The 17,695-nt window shown below is 70.2% G+C and carries 20 protein-coding genes, 3 tRNA genes and 1 pseudogene; 4 read left to right on the forward strand and 20 right to left on the reverse strand.

From position 1 onward, the window contains the following. Nucleotides 1-10: 10 nt before the first annotated feature. The 3 genes from ACUP6Y_RS20485 to rplJ form a co-directional block, all read right to left on the reverse strand. Nucleotides 11-973, reverse strand: a complete 963-nt coding sequence (locus tag ACUP6Y_RS20485; RefSeq protein ID WP_462552738.1) for an ABC transporter ATP-binding protein — start codon at nt 971-973, stop codon at nt 11-13. A gap of 269 nt (nt 974-1,242) precedes the next feature. Then, entirely contained in the window at nt 1,243-1,635 is a 393-nt protein-coding gene (gene rplL / locus ACUP6Y_RS20490) for a 50S ribosomal protein L7/L12 (protein WP_462552740.1), read from the reverse strand. 81 nt (nt 1,636-1,716) lie between these two features. Beyond that, nucleotides 1,717-2,394, reverse strand: a complete 678-nt coding sequence (rplJ, locus tag ACUP6Y_RS20495) for a 50S ribosomal protein L10 (protein ID WP_462552742.1) — start codon at nt 2,392-2,394, stop codon at nt 1,717-1,719. A 270-nt stretch (nt 2,395-2,664) separates the two neighbouring features. On the opposite strand from rplJ, the gene ACUP6Y_RS20500 reads away from it, so the two are divergent. Next, entirely contained in the window at nt 2,665-3,948 is a 1,284-nt protein-coding gene (locus ACUP6Y_RS20500) for an aminotransferase class I/II-fold pyridoxal phosphate-dependent enzyme (protein ID WP_462552744.1), read from the forward strand. 185 nt (nt 3,949-4,133) lie between these two features. On the opposite strand, the gene rplA is transcribed toward ACUP6Y_RS20500, so the two are convergent. The 5 genes from rplA to ACUP6Y_RS20525 all read right to left on the reverse strand — a co-directional run bounded on the left by rplA (nt 4,134) and on the right by ACUP6Y_RS20525 (nt 6,854). After that, nucleotides 4,134-4,847 carry a 50S ribosomal protein L1 gene (gene rplA, locus ACUP6Y_RS20505; protein WP_462552746.1) on the reverse strand — a complete coding sequence of 238 codons (714 nt, stop codon included), beginning with the start codon at nt 4,845-4,847 and terminating at the stop codon, nt 4,134-4,136. Between the two features lie 97 nt (nt 4,848-4,944). Continuing rightward, nucleotides 4,945-5,373: a 50S ribosomal protein L11 gene (rplK, locus tag ACUP6Y_RS20510; RefSeq protein WP_462552748.1), complete on the reverse strand. Its 429-nt coding sequence runs from the start codon at nt 5,371-5,373 to the stop codon at nt 4,945-4,947. 122 nt (nt 5,374-5,495) lie between these two features. Continuing rightward, on the reverse strand, nt 5,496-6,413 hold the full coding sequence (gene nusG, locus ACUP6Y_RS20515; RefSeq protein ID WP_462552750.1) for a transcription termination/antitermination protein NusG: 918 nt from the start codon (nt 6,411-6,413) through the stop codon (nt 5,496-5,498). A gap of 45 nt (nt 6,414-6,458) precedes the next feature. Further along, a complete protein-coding gene (gene secE, locus ACUP6Y_RS20520) occupies nt 6,459-6,722 on the reverse strand; it encodes a preprotein translocase subunit SecE (protein ID WP_204837991.1) in 264 nt (87 codons plus the stop codon). Nucleotides 6,723-6,781: 59 nt separating this feature from the next. Next, nucleotides 6,782-6,854 (reverse strand) — tRNA-Trp (locus ACUP6Y_RS20525). A 258-nt stretch (nt 6,855-7,112) separates the two neighbouring features. On the opposite strand from ACUP6Y_RS20525, the pseudogene ACUP6Y_RS20530 reads away from it, so the two are divergent. Next, nucleotides 7,113-7,574, forward strand: a pseudogene (locus tag ACUP6Y_RS20530) (FadR/GntR family transcriptional regulator); the annotation flags it as partial. A gap of 109 nt (nt 7,575-7,683) precedes the next feature. Continuing rightward, entirely contained in the window at nt 7,684-7,875 is a 192-nt protein-coding gene (locus ACUP6Y_RS20535; protein WP_462552753.1) for a hypothetical protein, read from the forward strand. A gap of 166 nt (nt 7,876-8,041) precedes the next feature. Here the strand turns inward: ACUP6Y_RS20535 and ACUP6Y_RS20540 are convergent, their stop codons facing one another. Both ACUP6Y_RS20540 and ACUP6Y_RS20545 read right to left on the reverse strand, forming a co-directional pair. After that, on the reverse strand, nt 8,042-8,746 hold the full coding sequence (locus ACUP6Y_RS20540; protein WP_462552755.1) for a TetR family transcriptional regulator: 705 nt from the start codon (nt 8,744-8,746) through the stop codon (nt 8,042-8,044). A gap of 20 nt (nt 8,747-8,766) precedes the next feature. Beyond that, nucleotides 8,767-9,186, reverse strand: coding sequence for a hypothetical protein (locus ACUP6Y_RS20545; protein WP_462552757.1), 420 nt, complete (start codon nt 9,184-9,186; stop codon nt 8,767-8,769). A 109-nt stretch (nt 9,187-9,295) separates the two neighbouring features. Between ACUP6Y_RS20545 and ACUP6Y_RS20550 the strand changes: the two genes are divergently transcribed. Next, nucleotides 9,296-10,309 carry an adenosine deaminase gene (locus ACUP6Y_RS20550; RefSeq protein ID WP_462552759.1) on the forward strand — a complete coding sequence of 338 codons (1,014 nt, stop codon included), beginning with the start codon at nt 9,296-9,298 and terminating at the stop codon, nt 10,307-10,309. A 63-nt stretch (nt 10,310-10,372) separates the two neighbouring features. On the opposite strand, the gene ACUP6Y_RS20555 is transcribed toward ACUP6Y_RS20550, so the two are convergent. From ACUP6Y_RS20555 to ACUP6Y_RS20600, 10 genes are all read right to left on the reverse strand, one after another. After that, nucleotides 10,373-11,371 carry a hypothetical protein gene (locus ACUP6Y_RS20555; RefSeq protein WP_462552760.1) on the reverse strand — a complete coding sequence of 333 codons (999 nt, stop codon included), beginning with the start codon at nt 11,369-11,371 and terminating at the stop codon, nt 10,373-10,375. 176 nt (nt 11,372-11,547) lie between these two features. Further along, on the reverse strand, nt 11,548-12,537 hold the full coding sequence (locus ACUP6Y_RS20560; protein WP_462552761.1) for a hypothetical protein: 990 nt from the start codon (nt 12,535-12,537) through the stop codon (nt 11,548-11,550). A gap of 103 nt (nt 12,538-12,640) precedes the next feature. After that, a complete protein-coding gene (locus ACUP6Y_RS20565) occupies nt 12,641-13,747 on the reverse strand; it encodes a hypothetical protein (RefSeq protein WP_462552762.1) in 1,107 nt (368 codons plus the stop codon). Between the two features lie 107 nt (nt 13,748-13,854). Further along, nucleotides 13,855-14,886: a UDP-N-acetylmuramate dehydrogenase gene (locus tag ACUP6Y_RS20570; RefSeq protein ID WP_462552763.1), complete on the reverse strand. Its 1,032-nt coding sequence runs from the start codon at nt 14,884-14,886 to the stop codon at nt 13,855-13,857. Between the two features lie 15 nt (nt 14,887-14,901). Then, entirely contained in the window at nt 14,902-15,303 is a 402-nt protein-coding gene (locus ACUP6Y_RS20575; protein ID WP_462552765.1) for a MaoC/PaaZ C-terminal domain-containing protein, read from the reverse strand. Further along, on the reverse strand, nt 15,303-15,698 hold the full coding sequence (locus ACUP6Y_RS20580; protein ID WP_462552767.1) for an FAS1-like dehydratase domain-containing protein: 396 nt from the start codon (nt 15,696-15,698) through the stop codon (nt 15,303-15,305). The genes ACUP6Y_RS20575 and ACUP6Y_RS20580 overlap by 1 nt, the downstream gene beginning before the upstream one ends. A gap of 78 nt (nt 15,699-15,776) precedes the next feature. Beyond that, complete coding sequence (gene rpmG, locus ACUP6Y_RS20585) at nt 15,777-15,947, reverse strand: 50S ribosomal protein L33 (protein WP_028654832.1); 171 nt, start codon at nt 15,945-15,947, stop codon at nt 15,777-15,779. Nucleotides 15,948-15,988: 41 nt separating this feature from the next. Further along, a tRNA-Met gene (locus tag ACUP6Y_RS20590) sits at nt 15,989-16,062 on the reverse strand. 50 nt (nt 16,063-16,112) lie between these two features. Next, nucleotides 16,113-16,185 (reverse strand) — tRNA-Thr (locus tag ACUP6Y_RS20595). A 63-nt stretch (nt 16,186-16,248) separates the two neighbouring features. Beyond that, nucleotides 16,249-17,646, reverse strand: coding sequence for an amidase (locus ACUP6Y_RS20600; protein ID WP_462552768.1), 1,398 nt, complete (start codon nt 17,644-17,646; stop codon nt 16,249-16,251). Nucleotides 17,647-17,695: the final 49 nt, after the last annotated feature.

Genomic DNA, 17,695 nt, shown 5'->3' on the forward strand with positions numbered 1-17,695 from the left:
GCTGTTCGTCTCAGCCCTGCTGGCTGCCCGATGCGTGCTCGGCCTCGCGGGTGAACGACCCGGGAGGCGGCGTGATCCCGTTGGCTCGGCACCAGGCGCCCGGCGCGGCCTGCGCCCGACGCGGGATGCCGTTGGAGGGCTCCATCTGCAGCGGGATCGGCGGCAGCGGCGGCAGGTCCATGTCCTTCTCCGCCGCGAGCTGGTCGGCGTCCTTCTCCTCCGACATGCCGATCGGCCCGATCGTCTGCGCGTTGAGGAACTGGCGCACGACCGGCTCGTCGGAGGACAGGAGCATCTCGCGCGGGCCGTACATGGCGAGGTGCTTGTGATAGAGCAGGCCGATCTGGTCGGGGACCACGCGGACGCTGTGGATGTCGTGGGTCACGATCAGGAAGGTCGCGTCGATCTGGGCGTTGAGGTCGACGAAGAGCTGGTTGATGAACGACGTGCGCACCGGGTCCAGACCGGAGTCGGGCTCGTCGATCAGCAGGATCTCGGGGTCGAGCACGAGCGCGCGGGCCAGGCCGGCCCGCTTGCGCATGCCGCCGGAGATCTCACCCGGGAGCTTCATCTCCGCGCCCAGCAGACCGACCATGTCCATCTTCTCCATGACGATGTCACGGATCTGGGACTCGGACTTCTTGGTGTGCTCGCGCAGCGGGAAGGCGACGTTGTCGTAGAGGTTCATCGAGCCGAACATCGCGCCGTCCTGGAACAGCACGCCGAACAGCTTGCGGATCTCGTAGAGCTCCTTCTCGGAGCAGGAGGCGATGTCGGTGCCCTCGATGACGATCGAGCCCTCGTCGGGCTTGATCAGGCCGATGAGCGCCTTGAGGAAGACGGACTTGCCGGTGCCGGACGGACCCAGCATCACCGAGATCTCACCGGCGGGCAGGGTCAGCGTCACGCCCTTCCAGATCAGCTGCTTCCCGAACTGCTTGGTCAGGTTCGTGACCTGTACGTCGACGCCCATGTCTGCCCTCTCCCTACGTCCGCTCGCCGCCAGGCGGCTGCGAAGGTTCAACGCAACCGCGTGGCGCACGTTACGCGGCAACCGTGGCGCGCGTCACGCATACCCGACCATCACGACCCGGACCGTACTGGTGAGTAGCACCCGGCGTCCAACTCCCGAGTAGTGAGAGCGGCGGGCGCCCGGGTGCGACACGACGCAAAAGGCACGAGGCCGGCAGAGCGGGTGCTCTGCCGGCCTCGTGACCGAGAGTGAGTCGTCTCAGCGACGGGTCACTTGAGGGTGACGGTGGCGCCGGCGCCCTCGAGGGCCTCCTTGGCCTTGTCGGCGGCCTCCTTGTTGACCTTCTCGAGGATCGCCTTCGGGGCGCCCTCGACGAGGTCCTTGGCCTCCTTGAGACCGAGGGAGGTCAGCGCACGGACCTCCTTGATGACGTTGATCTTCTTGTCACCAGCGGCCTCGAGGATGACGTCGAACTCGTCCTGGGCGGCGGCGTCGTCGCCACCGGCCGCGGCACCGCCGGCGGCGGGGGCAGCGGCAACGGCAACGGGGGCAGCGGCGGTGACGCCGAAGGTCTCCTCGAACTGCTTCACGAACTCGGAGAGCTCGATGAGGGTCATCTCCTTGAACGCGTCGAGGAGCTCGTCGGTGGTGAGCTTCGCCATGGTGGCGGTTCCTTTCTCAGGTGGTCCGGCTGCTCACGTCGGCAGCCGCACCGGGGTTTCAGGTGGTGGTGACGCCGGGCCTCAGGCCTCGGCGGTGTCGCCCTCGTCAGAGGCGGCCGCGTCCGCGTCGTCCGCGGCGGGAGCCTCGTCAGCGGGGACTGCGACTTCGTCAGCAGAAGCCGGAGCCTCCTCGGCGGCAGTGTCATTTGCCGGCGCACCGGCACCACCTGCGAGGATCGAGGGGTCCTCCTGCGCCTTCGCCTCCAGGGCGCCGGCGAGCCGGGCAGCCTGGGCGAGCGGGGCGTTGAGGAGGTAGACGGCCTGGCTGAGCGAAGCGAGCATGGCGCCCGCCAGCTTGCCCAGGAGCACCTCGCGCGACTCGAGATCGGCCAGCTTGGCGATCTCCTTCGCGTCGAGGAGCGCGCCGTCGAGAACGCCACCCTTGATCACAAGGGCGGGGTTCGCCTTGGCAAAGTCACGCAGACCCTTCGCCGCCTCGACGACGTCGCCCTGGATGAAGGCGATCGCGGTCGGGCCGGTGAGCAGGTCGTCGAAGCCGTCGATGCCCGCCTCCTTGGCGGCGAGCTTGGCCAGCGTGTTCTTGACCACGGCGTAGTTGGCGTTCGCACCGAGGGAGCGGCGAAGGTCCTGCAGCTCCTTGACGGTGAGACCGCGGTACTCGGTCAGCACAGCGCCTGCGGACTCGCTGAAGGACTCAGCGATCTCCGCGACGGCGGCCTGCTTGTCTGCCCGCGCCATGGGTCTCCTTCCGGAATGGTTGACCCCCGCGAAGTCTCCGTCGAATGACGAACGCCCCGAGCGCAGGCGCTCAGGGCGTGGACCTCGCGCGTGACGCGCTCGGTGTGCTCTGATCCCCTGCGCAGGCCGTCCGCCTCTCGGCGGAACCTTCGGTCAGGGCTCGGAGCCCGGACGACCGGCGGTCTAAAGGTTTCGAGCAACAACAGTACGGCGCGTGCCCGGCCCGGGCCAAATCGCGGGCGGTCCCCGCCGTGCGGCACGATGGTCCTCATGCCCTCCTCCGCGACGCCGCTGTCCGCCCTGTCCGCCGACGAGCTCGCCGCCCGCCTGACGACGGTGCGCGCCGCCTACGACGACCTGTTGGCCCGCGGCCTCAAGCTCGACCTCACCCGGGGCAAGCCCGGCGCCGACCAGCTCGACCTGTCGAACGCGCTGCTGGGCCTGCCGTCGTCGTACCGCGACCGGTCCGGCACGGACGTGCGCAACTACGGCGGTCTCGAGGGGCTGCTCGAGCTGCGCGAGATCTTCGCCGACCTGCTGGGGGTCGACGTCGCCAGCGTGGTGTGCGGCGGCAACTCCAGCCTCACCCTCATGCACCAGGTGCTCACGGCGATGCTGCTCAAGGGCGGCCCCGACTCGCCGCGGCCGTGGTCCGCCGAGCCGGTCGTGAAGTTCATCTGCCCGGTGCCCGGCTACGACCGTCACTTCACGATGCTCGCCGAGCTCGGCATCGAGATGGTGACCGTCCCGATGAACGCCGACGGCCCCGACACCGCCGCGGTCCGCGCGCTGGTCGCCGACGACCCGAGCGTCAAGGGCCTGTGGATCGTGCCGACGTACGCCAACCCGACCGGCTCGGTCTGCTCCGCCGAGGTCGCCGCGGAGCTGATGGCGATGCCGACCGCGGCGCCGGACTTCCGGATCCTGTGGGACAACGCGTACGCCGTCCACCACCTGACCGACGACGAGTCCAAGGGCGCCGACGCACTGGGCCTGGCCGCCGCGTCCGGGCACCCGAACCGGCCGATCATGTTCGCCTCGACGTCGAAGATCACCTACGCCGGCGCCGGCGTGGCCGCGCTCGCGATGTCGGCGGAGAACAAGGCGTGGTACCTCGAGCGCCTCGGCTTCGCGGCGATCGGCCCCGACAAGGTCAACCACCTGCGCCACGTCGAGTTCTTCGGCGACGCCGACGGCGTACGCGCCCACATGCGCAGGCACCGCGACCTGATCGCGCCGAAGTTCGCGGCGGTCGAGGAGGCGCTGTCGTCCCGGCTGGCCGGGCTCGGCATCGCCGAGTGGACCGTCCCGACCGGCGGCTACTTCGTCAACCTCGACGTCCTCGACGGTACGGCGTCACGCGTGGTCCAGCTCGCCAAGGAGGCCGGCATCGCGCTGACCCCCGCCGGCTCGGCCTTCCCCCACGGCAACGACCCCCGCGACCGCAACATCCGGCTCGCGCCGACCTTCCCCGTCCTCGACGAGGTCCAGGCCGCGATGGCCGGGGTGGCGGTGTGCGTCGAGCTGGCTGCGCTGGAGAAGCTCACCGCCTGAGGACGCTCTGCAGGGATCCCCGCTGAAGCGGGGATTCCCGCGCTTCCTGCCCGTTGCAACGGTCAAGGAGCGCAAGTTCTCGCCAGGAAGTACCACGCGAACGGGGCCAGCAGGCGAGCCACCAATGCGCGACGCCCGCCGTCCCCGAGGGGCGCGGCGGGCGTCGTACGAGCAGGGTGCCTGGATCAGGCCTCGTCCTCGACGGCGACGTTCTTGACGCGGCCGGGGTCGACCTGGACGCCGGGGCCCATGGTCGTGGAGACGGTGACCTTCTTCAGGTAGCGGCCCTTGGAGCTGGCCGGCTTGAGCCGCAGCACCTCCTCGAGAGCCGCGGCGTAGTTCTCGGCGAGCTGCTGCTCGGAGAAGGACGCCTTGCCGACGATGAAGTGGAGGTTGGCGTGGCGGTCGACGCGGAACTCGATCTTGCCGCCCTTGATGTCGGTCACGGCCTTGGCCGGGTCCGGCGTGACGGTGCCGACCTTCGGGTTCGGCATGAGGCCACGGGGACCGAGCACGCGACCGAGGCGGCCGACCTTGCCCATCAGGTCCGGGGTGGCGACCACGGCGTCGAAGTCGGTCCAGCCGCCGGCGACCTTGTCGATCAGGTCGTCGCTGCCGACGAAGTCGGCGCCGGCCTCGCGGGCGGCGTCGGCCTTGTCACCGTTCGCGAACACGAGGACGCGGGCGGTCTTGCCGGTGCCGTGGGGCAGGTTGACGGTGCCGCGGACCATCTGGTCGGCCTTGCGCGGGTCGACGCCCAGACGCATGACGACGTCGACGGTCTCGTCGAACTTCTTCTTGCTGGCGGCCTTGGCGATCTTGATCGCGGCCAGCGGCGCGTAGAGCTCGTTCTTGTCGAACGTCTCAGCAGCCGCGCGGTAGGTCTTGCTGCGCTGCATGGTGATTCCTTAACTCGAAGCGGAGGTGTGGTCAAAAGGGCCAGCGCGGCCCTCCCACGGTCGACTAGTTGGTCGGACGAGCTCGCAAGCTCGCTCGTCAGTCGACGGTGACGCCCATGGAGCGCGCAGTGCCCTCCACGATCTTCATCGCGGCGTCGATGTCGTTGGCGTTGAGGTCGGGGAGCTTGGTCGTCGCGATCTCGCGCACCTGGTCCTTGGTCAGCTTGCCGACCTTCTCCTTGTGCGGGACGCCCGAGCCCTTCTGGAGGCCGGCGGCCTTCTTGATCAGCTCCGCGGCCGGCGGGGTCTTCGTGATGAAGTCGAAGGACCGGTCCTCGTAGATGGTGATCTCGACGGGGATGACGTTGCCGCGCATGGACTCCGTCTGGGCGTTGTACGCCTTGCAGAAGTCCATGATGTTGACGCCGTGCGGACCGAGCGCGGTACCGACCGGCGGAGCCGGGGTGGCCGAGCCGGCCTGCAGCTGCACCTTGACCAGTGCGGCGATCTTCTTCTTGGGAGGCATTCCTCTATCTCTTTCTTCTCGTGGTCATGACGAGGCGTACGTCGTGCGCCTCTGCCACCTGCGTCGCCGACCGGAGCCGGGCAGCCTTGACATTCTCCGCGCCGAGGCCCGGAGAGCGAAATTCAGACCCGCTGGATCTGGGAGAACGAGAGCTCGACCGGGGTCTCGCGGCCGAAGATCTCGACGAGCGCCTTGACCCGCTGGGCCTCGGCGTTGATCTCGGTGATCGTCGCGTGCAGCGTGGCGAACGCGCCGTCGACGATGAGGACGGAGTCGTTGACGTCGAAGTCGGCGACCTCGATCGGCCTCTTGGCCGGCGTGACGGCAGAGCCAGGGGTGCTGGCCGCGGCGGCCTCGGCCTCGGCGGCAGCGGCGGTGACGACGGCCGGGGCGAGCATCTTCTCGACCTCGTCCATGCTCAGCGGCACCGGCTGGTGGCTGTGGCCGACGAAGCCGGTGACCGACGGCGTGTGGCGTACGGCGGCCCAGGACTCGTCGGTGAGGTCCATGCGGACCAGGACGTAGCCGGGGAGAACGGTGCGCTTGACCATCTTGCGCTGGCCGTTCTTGATCTCGGCGACCTCCTCGGTGGGGACCACGATCTCGTGGATGTAGTCCTCCATGTTGAGGGAGTGGATCCGGTTCTCGAGGTTCTGCTTCACCCGGTTCTCCATGCCGGAGTAGGTGTGCACCACGAACCAGTCGCCGGGCTTGGCCCACAGCTCGCGGCGGAACGCCTCGAGCGGGTCCTCGTCGCCGGCCTCGGCGGGCTCCTCCACGGAGTCCTCGACGGCGTCGTCCTCGACGGCGTCGTCCTCGACGGCGTCGTCCTCGACGGCGGCGATCTCGTCGGCACCCTCGATGTCCACGGTCTCGTCGACCTCGACGGTCTCGTCCAGGTCGTTGTCCAGGTCGGCCTCGAAGGCCTCCTCGAGGGCGGTGTCCTCCGCCTCCTCGACGTCGGCGACGTCGTGCGCCGCCTCGGCGAGCGCCTCGTCAGCCTGGGCCGGGTCGTACTGCTCAGACACGTGCTGCTCCATCAGTTGTCGAAAACGAGGTCAGCCGACGCGGGTGCGCGTCAGCTCTCAGATGTCGTCGGCGCCGGTGAAGATCTCGAACGCGAGCTTTCCGAGCGCGAGGTCGAGAACCGACACCAGGGCGATCATCACGAGGACGAAGGCGATGACGACGACGAAGTAGGTGCCGAGCTGCTCCCGGGTCGGCCAGACGACCTTGCGGAGCTCGGCGACGACCTGGCGGTAGAAGGTCACCGGCCCGGTGCGGTTCTCGGACTGCTTGCCACCCGAGGAGTCCTTGCGGCCCCCACGGACTGCCGGAGCATCCGCCACGCTGCTCACCTTCTCCTTGTCAGCAGCCGACCGTCCGGCCGGCTGGTCGTCATGTCTTGCAGGGCACGAGGGACTTGAACCCCCAACCTTCGGTTTTGGAGACCGATGCTCTGCCAGTTGAGCTAGTGCCCTCCGCGGCCCCTGTCACCAGTGTGCCGATCGCCCCAAGGGCGCGACTCACCATGTGGCAGATCCACCAAGCGGGGAGTCTACGGGTTCGGCCCCAGCGGAGTCGAACCGGCGTCCACCGGGGCGCGACGACCTGTTGCCCCGGCGGGGGCCGGCCCGATCCGCGCGGGCGGCTCGCGACTCTCCGGATGGCATCACCGCGCGATCCGTCCGGGAGGCCCGACAATGGTGCGAATCATCATCGCCGTCAAGGAGCTTCGCATGAGCGCGACCGCAGGGCCACCGGCCGTCAGGACAGCCCGGAAGAACAAGCTCGCCAACAACGTGGCGCAATCGGTTCTCCAGGACATCCGGCGCCGCGGTCTCACGTCAGGTGACCAGCTGCCCAAGGAGGCGGACATGGTCACGGAGTACGGCGTCGGGCGCGGCACGATGCGTGAGGCCATGCGCGTCCTGGAGACCTGCGGGATGATCGCGCTCAAGCCGGGGCCTGGCGGCGGACCCGTCGTCCAGACGGTCGACGCCGAAGACTTCGGGCGGGTGATCTCCCTGTTCCTCCAGTTCGCCGAGGTCACCTACCGCGAGGTCAACGAGGCCCGGATGCTCCTCGAGCCGATGGCGGCCCGGCTGGCCGCGGAGCAGCAGAAGGGCACCGCCGCCGCGCGCGAGCTCGTCGCGTTGGCGAAGGCCGGCCCCGATGCCGCGGACAACGACGCCTACCTCCACGTCACGGGCAACTTCCACGAGTCGGTCATCGCGATGGGCGAGAGCACCCTGGTGAGCCTGGCGTGCCAGATCTCTGGCGGAGATCTTCCGCGACCGGATCCAGACGGTGCACTTCCCCAAGAGCAAGCAGGGCGACGTCCACGCCGCGCACCTCGAGATCGCCGAGGCGATCCTGGCCGGCGACAGCGTCCGGGCCGAGAGCGTCATGAGCAAGCACATGCAGCTCTACTTGAAGCACATCTCCAAGCAGAACCCGGCCCTGCTCGACGAGGTCGTGACCTGGCGCAACGGGGCCTGAGTGTCCGCCGCCGGCCTGAGGAGTCCCTTGACCGGGCCGGCCGACTCGGGCGGCGCCGGAGCGGGCGTGGCGGAGGCGGCCTGCTGGCGGCGAGCACCGGATCCGCGTCGACGACCCGGATCCGGCACGAGCGACCCGTCGACCTCGCAGATGGTGCGGGTGACGGTCACGAGGTAGCGCGGCCGCCGCCAGGCCTCCTCGGCTCCCGAACCGAGTCGAGCAGGCCCAGCACGTCGTCGACGACGCCGCGCAGAACCGGCAGCCGGCTCATCCGGACCAGCCGATCGACCAGCGGCACGACGCCCCCCACCAGGGTCCGCGAGCGCTGCTGGGCCTCGCTGCCGTCGTACACCCAGAACAGCACGACGCCCATCTGCAGCAGCCAGAGCAGCTCGGGCAGGCGGGCCTCGAGGCGGCGCGAGACCTTGGCGTCCGAGCCGGCGAGCAGCCGGTGCATGAGAGCGATGCTGCCGTCGCGGGCCGGCGTGGACTCGGGACTGAACGGCGACAGCGGGCTGGCCGGGTCGGCGGCATTGCGGAAGAACTGCGCCGCGAACGCGTGGTGCGGCTCCGCGATCTCCAGCCAGGCCTCGAGACTGCCCCGCAGCCGTGCGGCGAAGCCGGACTCGCGTGCCATGATCGCCTCGACGGCAATCTCGTGCTCGGCGAGCAGCTCGTCGTAGAACGCCTGGACGAGGTGCTCCTTGGAGGCGAAGTAGTAGTAGGCGCTGCCGAGCGAGACACCTGCCTCCTTGGCGACTGCCCGCATCGTCGTGCGGTCGTAGCCGTCCTCGCGGAACAGTCGCAGCGCCGTCGCGAGGATGCTCGCACGGGTCTGGGCCGCCTTGGGCGTCAGCGGGGAGTCCGGCACGGTGCCTACCCTAGAGACCCTCAGCGCGGGGCCATCGGGTACGCCGGACCGGCGTACGAGGGTCCGGCCGGCGCCGGCGTCGAGGCCTGGAGCTGCTCCATCCGGTGGCGGCGGCGCAGCCGGTTGAAGACGTAGACGTTGAAGAAGTGCAGCACGCCCAGGGTGAGCAGCACGACGCCGACCTTGACGCTGAGCACGTTGAAGACGTCCTCGGCGCTGCTCGACGCGCCACTGCGCAGGTAGAGCGAGACGAAGCCGAGGTTGAGCAGGTAGAAGCCGACCACGAGCAGCCGGTTCACGGCGTCGGCGAGGGACTCCTCACCGTCGAAGACGTCGGCCAGGAAGACCCGGCCGTTGTGGGCGAGCGTGGTGGCGACCCAGATGGTCAGCGGGACGGTGATGGCGAGGTAGCCGACGTAGCCGGCGATGGTCCAGCTCATGGCGGACCCCTTTCTTGAACACGTTCAAAACCTGACGCCACGCACTGTAGGCCACGTTTTGAACGCGTTCAAGTCTTGGTGGCGCACGGTCCGCTCCTAGGATGAGCGCGTGCGGGATCTCACGGCGTTGCCCAAGGCGCACCTCCACCTGCACTTCACCGGCTCGATGCGCCACACCACACTGCTGGAGCTGGCCGCGCGCGACCGGATCCACCTGCCCGACGCCCTGGTCGAGGACTGGCCTCCGCAGCTCACCGCGGCCGACGAGAAGGGCTGGTTCCGCTTCCAGCGGCTCTACGACGTCGCCCGGTCCGTGCTGCGCACCGAGGCCGACGTGTGCCGGCTGGTCCTCGAGGCTGCCGAGGACGACGTCGCCGACGGCGGCCAATGGCTGGAGATCCAGGTCGACCCGAGCGGGTACGCCGCCCGCTTCGGCGGCATCACCGCCTTCACCGACCTGGTCCTCGACGCGGTCCGCGACGCCTCCGCGCGGACCGGGCTGGGGATCGCGGTCGTGATCGCGGCCAACCGGACGCGCCACCCGCTCGACGCGCGTACCCTCGCCCGGCTGGCCGCGCAGTACGCCGACCGCGGCGTCGTCGGCTTCGGCCTGTCCAACGACGAGCGGCGCGGCCGGACCTCCGACTTCGCCGGCGCGTTCGCGATCGCCGAGCGCGCCGGCCTGCTGCTCGCGCCCCACGGCGGCGAGCTGCGCGGACCCGAGCACATCCGGGTGTGCCTGGACTCGCTGCATGCCGGGCGGCTCGGGCATGGCGTACGCGCGGCCGAGGACCCGGCCCTGCTCGCCCGGATCGTCGAGGCCGGCGTGGCGCTCGAGGTCTGCCCGGTCTCCAATGTCGCCCTCGGCGTCTACAGCGACCTCACCTCGGTCCCGCTGCCCACCCTGCTCGAGGCCGGCGCCACCGTGGCCCTCGGCGCCGACGACCCGCTGCTGTTCGGCTCGCGCCTGGCCGGGCAGTACGCCACGATGCGTGCCGCTCACGAGCTGACCGACGAGCAGCTCGCCGAGCTGGCGAGAATGTCCTTCCGCGCCAGCCGGGCGCCCAAGGACGTCGTCGACGCCGGGTTGACCGGGATCGACGCCTGGCTCGCCGGCGCCTGACGGACCCGGGATGCACCGCGGGCCCGGTCAACATCGACCAGGCCCGCGGCGTTCAGCTGAAGATCAGTTGCAGCCCAGGTACGACCTGGTCACCGAGACCTTCTTGCCGTTCTTCAGCTTGATGGTCGCGACCACCTCAGCGGCCGACGACGGAGCGGCGGGGAGCACGAGAGCACGCTTCTTGAGCTTCTTACCCTTGAACTTCGCGACCTTCGCGCCGTTGACCTTGATCAGCACCTGCTGGGCCTTCTTCTTCGCCTTCTTGGCGATCGCGGCGGCGACATTGCCCGTGGCGCAGTCTCGTGCACCGAACTGGACGTACCCGCTGCCCTTGCCCGTCACTGCCGAGCCATTGCCGAGCGGCTGGAACTCCATCGTGAGAGTGCCCGAAGCAGCGGACGACCGCGAGGTTTCGCTCCCGCCGTTGCCGTGCGCATTGGCGTAGACCTCGAACCACAGGTACGCCTCACCTGCCGGCAGCAGAGCCGTCACCGAGCCCGACGACCGCTTGCCCCCCGTGAGGGAAACGCTACCGTCGTTGGTCTCGATGCCACCGCTCACAGCTCCTTGGCCCGTCGCGTTGCTGTTCAGCGTGATCGTCACCCACATCGGAGCAGGCAACGTGAACTCGCCATTCACGCCATTCGAGGCCGATACGTGACCGTCGCAGATAGTCACCGCGCTGCGGGGGATCGAGCTCGCCGACGCACTTCCCGTGGCCTTGACCGTGGCGGGACCGGCGCCGATCGGGGTCGAGGAGACGGAGGCCGAGCTCACGGCGACGACATCGGTGATGTCACCACCGGACGTCACGGTGCCAGTCGAGCTGTCGCCATTCCCAGCAGAGACGCCGTTGTCCGTCCACGGCACGTTCGAAGGCCCGGGAGCGTCACCGGCCGTCACGCACGAGTCGTCGCCGTCATTGTGGAAGCCGGCGTCGGCGTAAACGTCGCCGTCGGTGACGAGGGCGTGCGCCGGTGCGGGCACGCTGGCAAGCCCGGTCGCGGCGAGCGCGCCCAGGGCGAGTCCGACGGCACCACGCCGGACGAGAAGTCGCTTCATCAATAGCTCCTCGGAAGGGTCGGCGGCGCCTCGGAGCGGCGTCGCCAGGGAGTCAACCTGCGACGGTAGTGACGACCATCATCGGGGGATGCCGGATCGCCCATTTCTTTACTCTTCCGCGGCACGGGAGGCGGCGGGCCCGGTCGCCTCAACCGGGCCCGCCGCCGGATCAGAGGTCAGGAGCAGGCGAGGTACGACCGGGTCACGGTCGCCTTCTTGCCGTTCTTCAGCCTGATCTCGATGCTCACCTCGGCGGCCGCGGCGCGGGCGGCCGGGACGGCCAGGGGGCGAGCCTTCAGCTTCTTGCCCTTGAGCTTGGCGACCTTCGCGCCGTTGACCTTGACGAGGACCTGCTTGGCCTTCTTCTTCGCCTTCTTGGTGAGGTCGACGGCGACGTTGCCGGTGGCGCAGTCGCGGGCGCCGAGCTGGACGACGCCCTTGCTCTTGCCGGACACCGCGGAGGCGGTGCCGAGGGGCTTGAGCTCGATGGTGAACGACGCGGAGTAGCTGCGGCTCTTGACCGCGTCGTCGGCCTCGACCCGGGCCTGTGCCTGCACCTGCAGGACGGCCGGCCCGGCGGGCAGCAGCATGGCCGCCGAGCCCGCCCCGCGGGTACCCACGACCACAGCGGCGGCACTGCCGTTGTAGTCGCCGATCAGCGCCTGGGCGAGACCGGTGCCGTCGCCGCTTCCCGTGATGGTCACCCACATCGGCTGGGGCAGCTCGAACTCGGCCTGCAGCCGGGGCGAGGACTCGGCCTCGCCGGAGCAGGCGCTGTCCGCCAGAGCCGGACTGGTGCTGGCGGAGGCGGTCAGGCTGGCGTTGACCGTGCTCGGCCCGGCCCCGATCGGCGACATCGACGCGGTGACCTGGCTGGAGGCCGACAAGGTGGTCACGTCGACCGGATCGCCGATGTGGGTTCCGGTGGCGGTCGCGCTCCACGACTGGGACACCGCAGCGCCGTTGTCGACGAGGTCGATGGGCGACGGGGCGGCGTAGGCCGTGAGCTGGCAGTCCGTACCCGAGTTCTCGAGATCGACGGTGGCCGCCACCTCGCCGTACTGGATCGCGGCCTGCGCGGGGGTCGGGAGGCTGCCGATTCCGGTGACGGCGAGGGCGCTGAGAGCCAGGCCGACCGCGGCACGGCGTACGAGGTGGTTCTTCACGGGGTGCTCCTCGAGCTAGGGGACACCCGTGCAACGGAAGCGGGCCCGGTCGGTTTCGACCAGGCCCGCTGAGACGCCGAATGTCGCCCGGCGAATCACCCGCTCACGTGCAGGGGAGGTACGACCTGGTCGCCTGCACCCGGCGGCCGTTCGTCAGCTTGATCTTCACCTTCACCTTGGTCACGCCGGTGGCCGAGGTCGGCACGACGATCGCCTTCGCCTTCGGCTTCTTGCCCTTCAGGCTCTTGCCCTTGAGGACCACGCCCTTGGCGCCGTTGACCCGCACGGCCACGCGCTTGGCCTTCTTCACGGTCTTCTTGCTGAGGTTGACCGGCACGTTGCCGTTCGCGCAGTCACGCTCGCCGAACTGGACCTTGGACGCGCCCTTGCCGGTGACGGGGGTGGCGGAGCCGACCGGCCTCAGGTCGATCTTGAAGTTGCCGGTGTACGACGCGCTGCCGCCGGTCATCTCGGACGCGGCGGGCCGCAGGGCTGCCGCCTTCCTCGTCGCCAGGATGTTCTCGTTGGTCGCGGCGTAGGCGATCGCTCCGAACGCGATGCCGTACTGGCCGGCCGGCAGCAGGGTGCTCGAGACCGCGGTGCCGCGGTTGCCGGCCGTGACGGTGAGGCCGTCACCGCCCAGGCCGAGCAGGCCTGCCCAGGAGCCGAAGAACGCGTCGACGCTGCCGATGCCGACCAGGCTGGTGCCGAAGCCCTGGCCCTGGCGCTGGCCCTGGCCGGCGGCGGTCACGGTGACCCACATCGGCTGGGTGAGCGTGAAGACGCCGGTGGCCAGTGCCGTCGACGAGACGTTGACGTCACAGTCGGTCTCGGAGCCGCTCGGGAGGGCGGAGGCCGTCGCGCTGGCGGTGCCGGCGATGGTGGCCGGGCCACTGCCCAGCGGCGCAGCGGTGATCGAGGCGTTGGTGGTCGACTTCGCGTCGACGGAGTCACCTCCGTCCCCGGTGAACGTCACCGAGGACGACGTGGCCTTGGCGACCGGCACGTTGTTGTCGGTCCACGGGACCGCGTCCTGGTCGTTCCAGTCGTCCTCGCCGTCGCAGTTGTAGGAGTAGAGGTTGTACTGACCGCCGATCTGCGCCTCGTCGACGGCGGCGTGGGCGGGCGAGGGAACGCTGACCAGGCCGACACCGGCCAATGCGCCCAGGGACAGACCGGCGACAGCGCGCCGGACAGAGAGATTCTTCATCCGAGAGACTCCTCGAGAGAACGACGGCATGCGGGGGGAGCGCCGTCTGGTAGATCGCAGGCTACGACCAACGACCCCCTTTTGGGGAAGGTTCGGGATTTTTCCTCTCAGAGGGCACAGCCGACGAGGACCGGCTCGTTGACCAGCTCGATCCCGAACCGCACCGCGACCCCACTGCGCACCTCGCGGGCGAGGTCCAGCAAGGCGGCCGTGGTGGCGCCGCCGCGATTGGTGAGCGCGAGGGTGTGCTTGGTCGACAGCGAGACCCGTGCGTCGGGCCGGTCGAGGCCGAACCCCTTGCCGAAGCCGGCGCGCTCGATCAGCCACGCGGCACTGGTCTTCACGCTGCCGTCTGCCTGCGGGTACGACGGCGCGCCGTCGGGCAGCCGCTCGGGGTCGACGAACGGGTTGGTGAAGAACGAGCCGGCGCTCCACGTGTCGTGGTCGGCGGCGTCGAGGACCATGCCCTTGCCACGGCGCAGTCCCAGCACGGCCTCGCGTACCTCGGACAGCGGAGCCCGCTCCCCCACGGCGACGCCGAGGGTGCGGGCGAGCTCGGCGTACCCGACGGGGGCGGACAGCTCGCCGCGCTCGAAGCCGAAGGTCACGTCGAGCACGAGATGGCGGGCGGGATCGGCCTTGAACCGCGAGTGGCGGTAGGCGAAGCGGCATTCCTCACCGGAGAAGGTCCGCTCGCCGCGAAGCATCCGGTCCCAGACGCGGACCGCGGTGATCGTCTGCGCGACCTCCTGACCGTAGGCGCCGACGTTCTGGATCGGGGTGGCGCCGGCGGTGCCGGGGATGCCGGACAGCGCCTCGACGCCGGCCCAGCCCTCGGCGACCGCCCGGGCGACGACGGCGTCCCACGGCTCGCCGGCCGCGACGGTCACGGCGACCCGCTCCCCCGTGTCGGCCACCTCGACACCCCCGCCGGTCAGATGGACGACGGTGCCGGCGAAGCCCTCGTCGGCGACGACCAGGTTGCTGCCGCCGCCCACGAAGAGCACGGGCTCGCCGGTCCGGTCGGCCTCGGTCACCGCGGCGATCAGTGCCTCGGCGTCGGGCGCGGCCACATAGTGCCGCGCCGGACCGCCGAGGCGGAGCGTGGTGAGATCCGCCAGGGCGGGACTAGCGGTCATCTCCGGCGATGACCGCTAGGCACGGACCAGGACCTTGGGCGCGCCCAGCACCTTGGTGTCGTCGACCGTGATCTGCAAGGCGAGAGCGAGCAGAGCGTCGTCGGTGCGCTCGCCGACGGTGCCGGCGATCGTGACCCGTGCCGCCCCGTCCGCGGGTACGACGACCGGCGCGACGAACTTCGCACCCAGCTCGACGACCTCCGCCTCGCCGGTCCAGGCCGCGACCGCGCGACCGACCAGCGCGAGGGTGTACATACCGTGGGCGATCACGCCGGGGAGACCGACCGCGAGCGCGATCTCCTCGTCCTGGTGGATCGGGTTGTGGTCGCCGCTGGCCTCGGCGTAGGCGACCAGGTCGGCCCGGGTGATCTCGAAGGTGAGCGGCTCCAGCGCGGCGCCCGGGGTCAGGGCGGTCATCAGGCACCTCCACGGTGGACGAGGGTGGCGGTCGCCGTACAGACCACGGCGCCGGTCGCGTCGACGATCTCGCTCGAGGTGCTGATGATGTCGTTGCCGCCGATGGAGCGGACGCCGGTGACGCTCAGCGTCGCGGTGAGGTCGTCGCCGACGACCACCGGGCGCTGGTAGCGGAAGCGCTGGTCGCCGTGGACGATCCGGGACAGCTCGACCCGTTCGGCGGCCAGGAAGTCCTGGAGGGCGGCGAAGGTGACCACGATCGGGTACGTCGGCGGGACCGGTCCGTCCTCCCGGCCACCGACGGAGGCGGCGAAGGCGGCCACGGACTCGGCGGTCACCGGCACGGGCGTGGTCGGCGGGAAGGCCCGCCCGACCAGGGTGGCGTCGATCGGCATGACGCAAACCCTACTGGCCGGAAAACCACAACAGCCCGCGGTCCCCATGGGGGACGGCGGGCGGTCGACGGCGCTGGGTCAGCGGGTCTCGCGGTGCGCGGTGTGCTTGCGGCAGCGCGGGCAGAACTTCGACAACTCGATGCGGTCGGGGTCGTTGCGCCGGTTCTTCTTGGTGATGTAGTTGCGCTCCTTGCAGTCCACGCACGCGAGCGTGATCTTGGGGCGAACGTCGCTGCTCTTGCTGGCCACAGGAAGTCCTTCAGTTGCTGGTGGTGGTGCCGGATACTCGGTAGCGGGAACGGGGATCGAACCCGTGACCTCACGATTATGAGTCGTGCGCTCTAACCGTCTGAGCTATCCCGCCACGTGAGGAGGGCGCCCTCCGCGTCTCCCGCGGGCGGCGCCCCATCTCCGAGCCCCTTTACGGAATCGAACCGTAGACCTTCTCCTTACCATGGAGACGCTCTGCCGACTGAGCTAAAGGGGCAACGACGCAGAACGATACACGCGCCGTCGCACCGCCCAAAAATCGGCGCCGCATTTCCGAAACTCAGCCTTGGATGCGGGCGAAAGGGCGGGCCTGCTCGAGCTCGTAGGCGAGCTCGATGAGGAGCGCCTCGTGGCCCGGCGCGGCCCCCAGCATCATCCCCTGCGGCAGGCCGGCGGCGGTGGTCGCGAGGGGCAGCGAGATCGCCGGCGCGCCGGTGACGTTCTGCCAGGGCGTGAAGGCCACCCAGTCGAGCAGCCGGTCGATGATCGTGGCGTAGTCCTGGGTCGGGTCGAGATGGCCGACCTTGGGGGTCGCGGTGGCGAGGGTGGGGGTGAGCGCGACGTCGTACCTGTCGTAGTAGAGCCCGGCCTGAGCGTTGGCGCGCTTGAGCCGGGTGATCGCGCCGGGCACCTTGTGCAGGTTGCGGCGGGCGTGACGGGCCAGGCCGAGGGTGAGGTGGTCGTGCTTGGAGGCGTCCCAGGTACGGCCGTGGAGCGCGCGGCCGGTGGTGAGCATCGCCTGGGCGAGCAGCGCCCAGTAGAGCAGGAAGTCGTCGACGAAGCTCGCAGCCACCGGCACGTCGGTCTCGGTGACGGTGTGCCCGAGGTCCTCCAGCAGGCTCGCCGTCCGCTCGGTGAGCGCCTGGGTCTCGGCGTCGGCGCTGCGGCCCACGCCGCTGGTGTTGAGCGCGATCCGCAGCCGGCGCTTGATCGGCCGGGTCAGGTCCCCGATGGGCGGCAGGTTCAGGTTGCGGTGGTGACGCTCGGCCTCGCGGTAGAACGCCGCCGTGTCGCGCACCGAGCGGGTGACGACGCCGTCGGAGATGATCCGGATCGGCATGTCGCGGAACAGCTTGTCCTGGGCCAGCCGGCCGCGGGTGGGCTTGAGGCCGACCAGGCCGTTGACCGCGGCGGGGATCCGGATCGAGCCGCCGCCGTCGTTCGCGTGCGCGATCGGCACGGCACCCGCCGCCACCAGCGCCGCCGAGCCGGAGCTGGACGCGCCGGCGGTCCGCTCGGTGTCCCACGGACAGCGCACCGCGCCCAGACGCGGGTGCTCGGCGGAGGCACTGAACCCGTACTCCGAGAGCTGGCTCTTGCCGAGCGGCACCAGGCCGGTGGCGAGGAACATGTCGGCGAAGTCGCCGTTGCGCTTCGCCGGCCGCGGCTCCCACGCGTCGGTGCCCGAGCGGGTCGGCATGCCGGCGACGTCGACGTTGTCCTTGACCAGGGTCGGTACGCCGGCCAGGAAGCCCGGTCGCGGGGTGCGGGCCTCGGCGCGGGCCCGGTCGAAGGCGGCGTACGCCATCGCGTTGAGCTGGCCGTTCACCGCCTCGACCCGAGCGATCGCGGCCTCGGTGGCCTCCGCGGCGGAGACCTTCCCGGCGGCGAGGTGCTCGGCGAGGCCGACCGCGTCGAGGTCGGCGAGGGCGTCATCGGTGAAGGCATGCACGCGCATGCAGGGAACCTAGCGCCCGCCGCGACGGTCCCCGCACACAAGCACCGTG

It is taken from the genome of Nocardioides sp. S5-5, assembly GCF_054954065.1.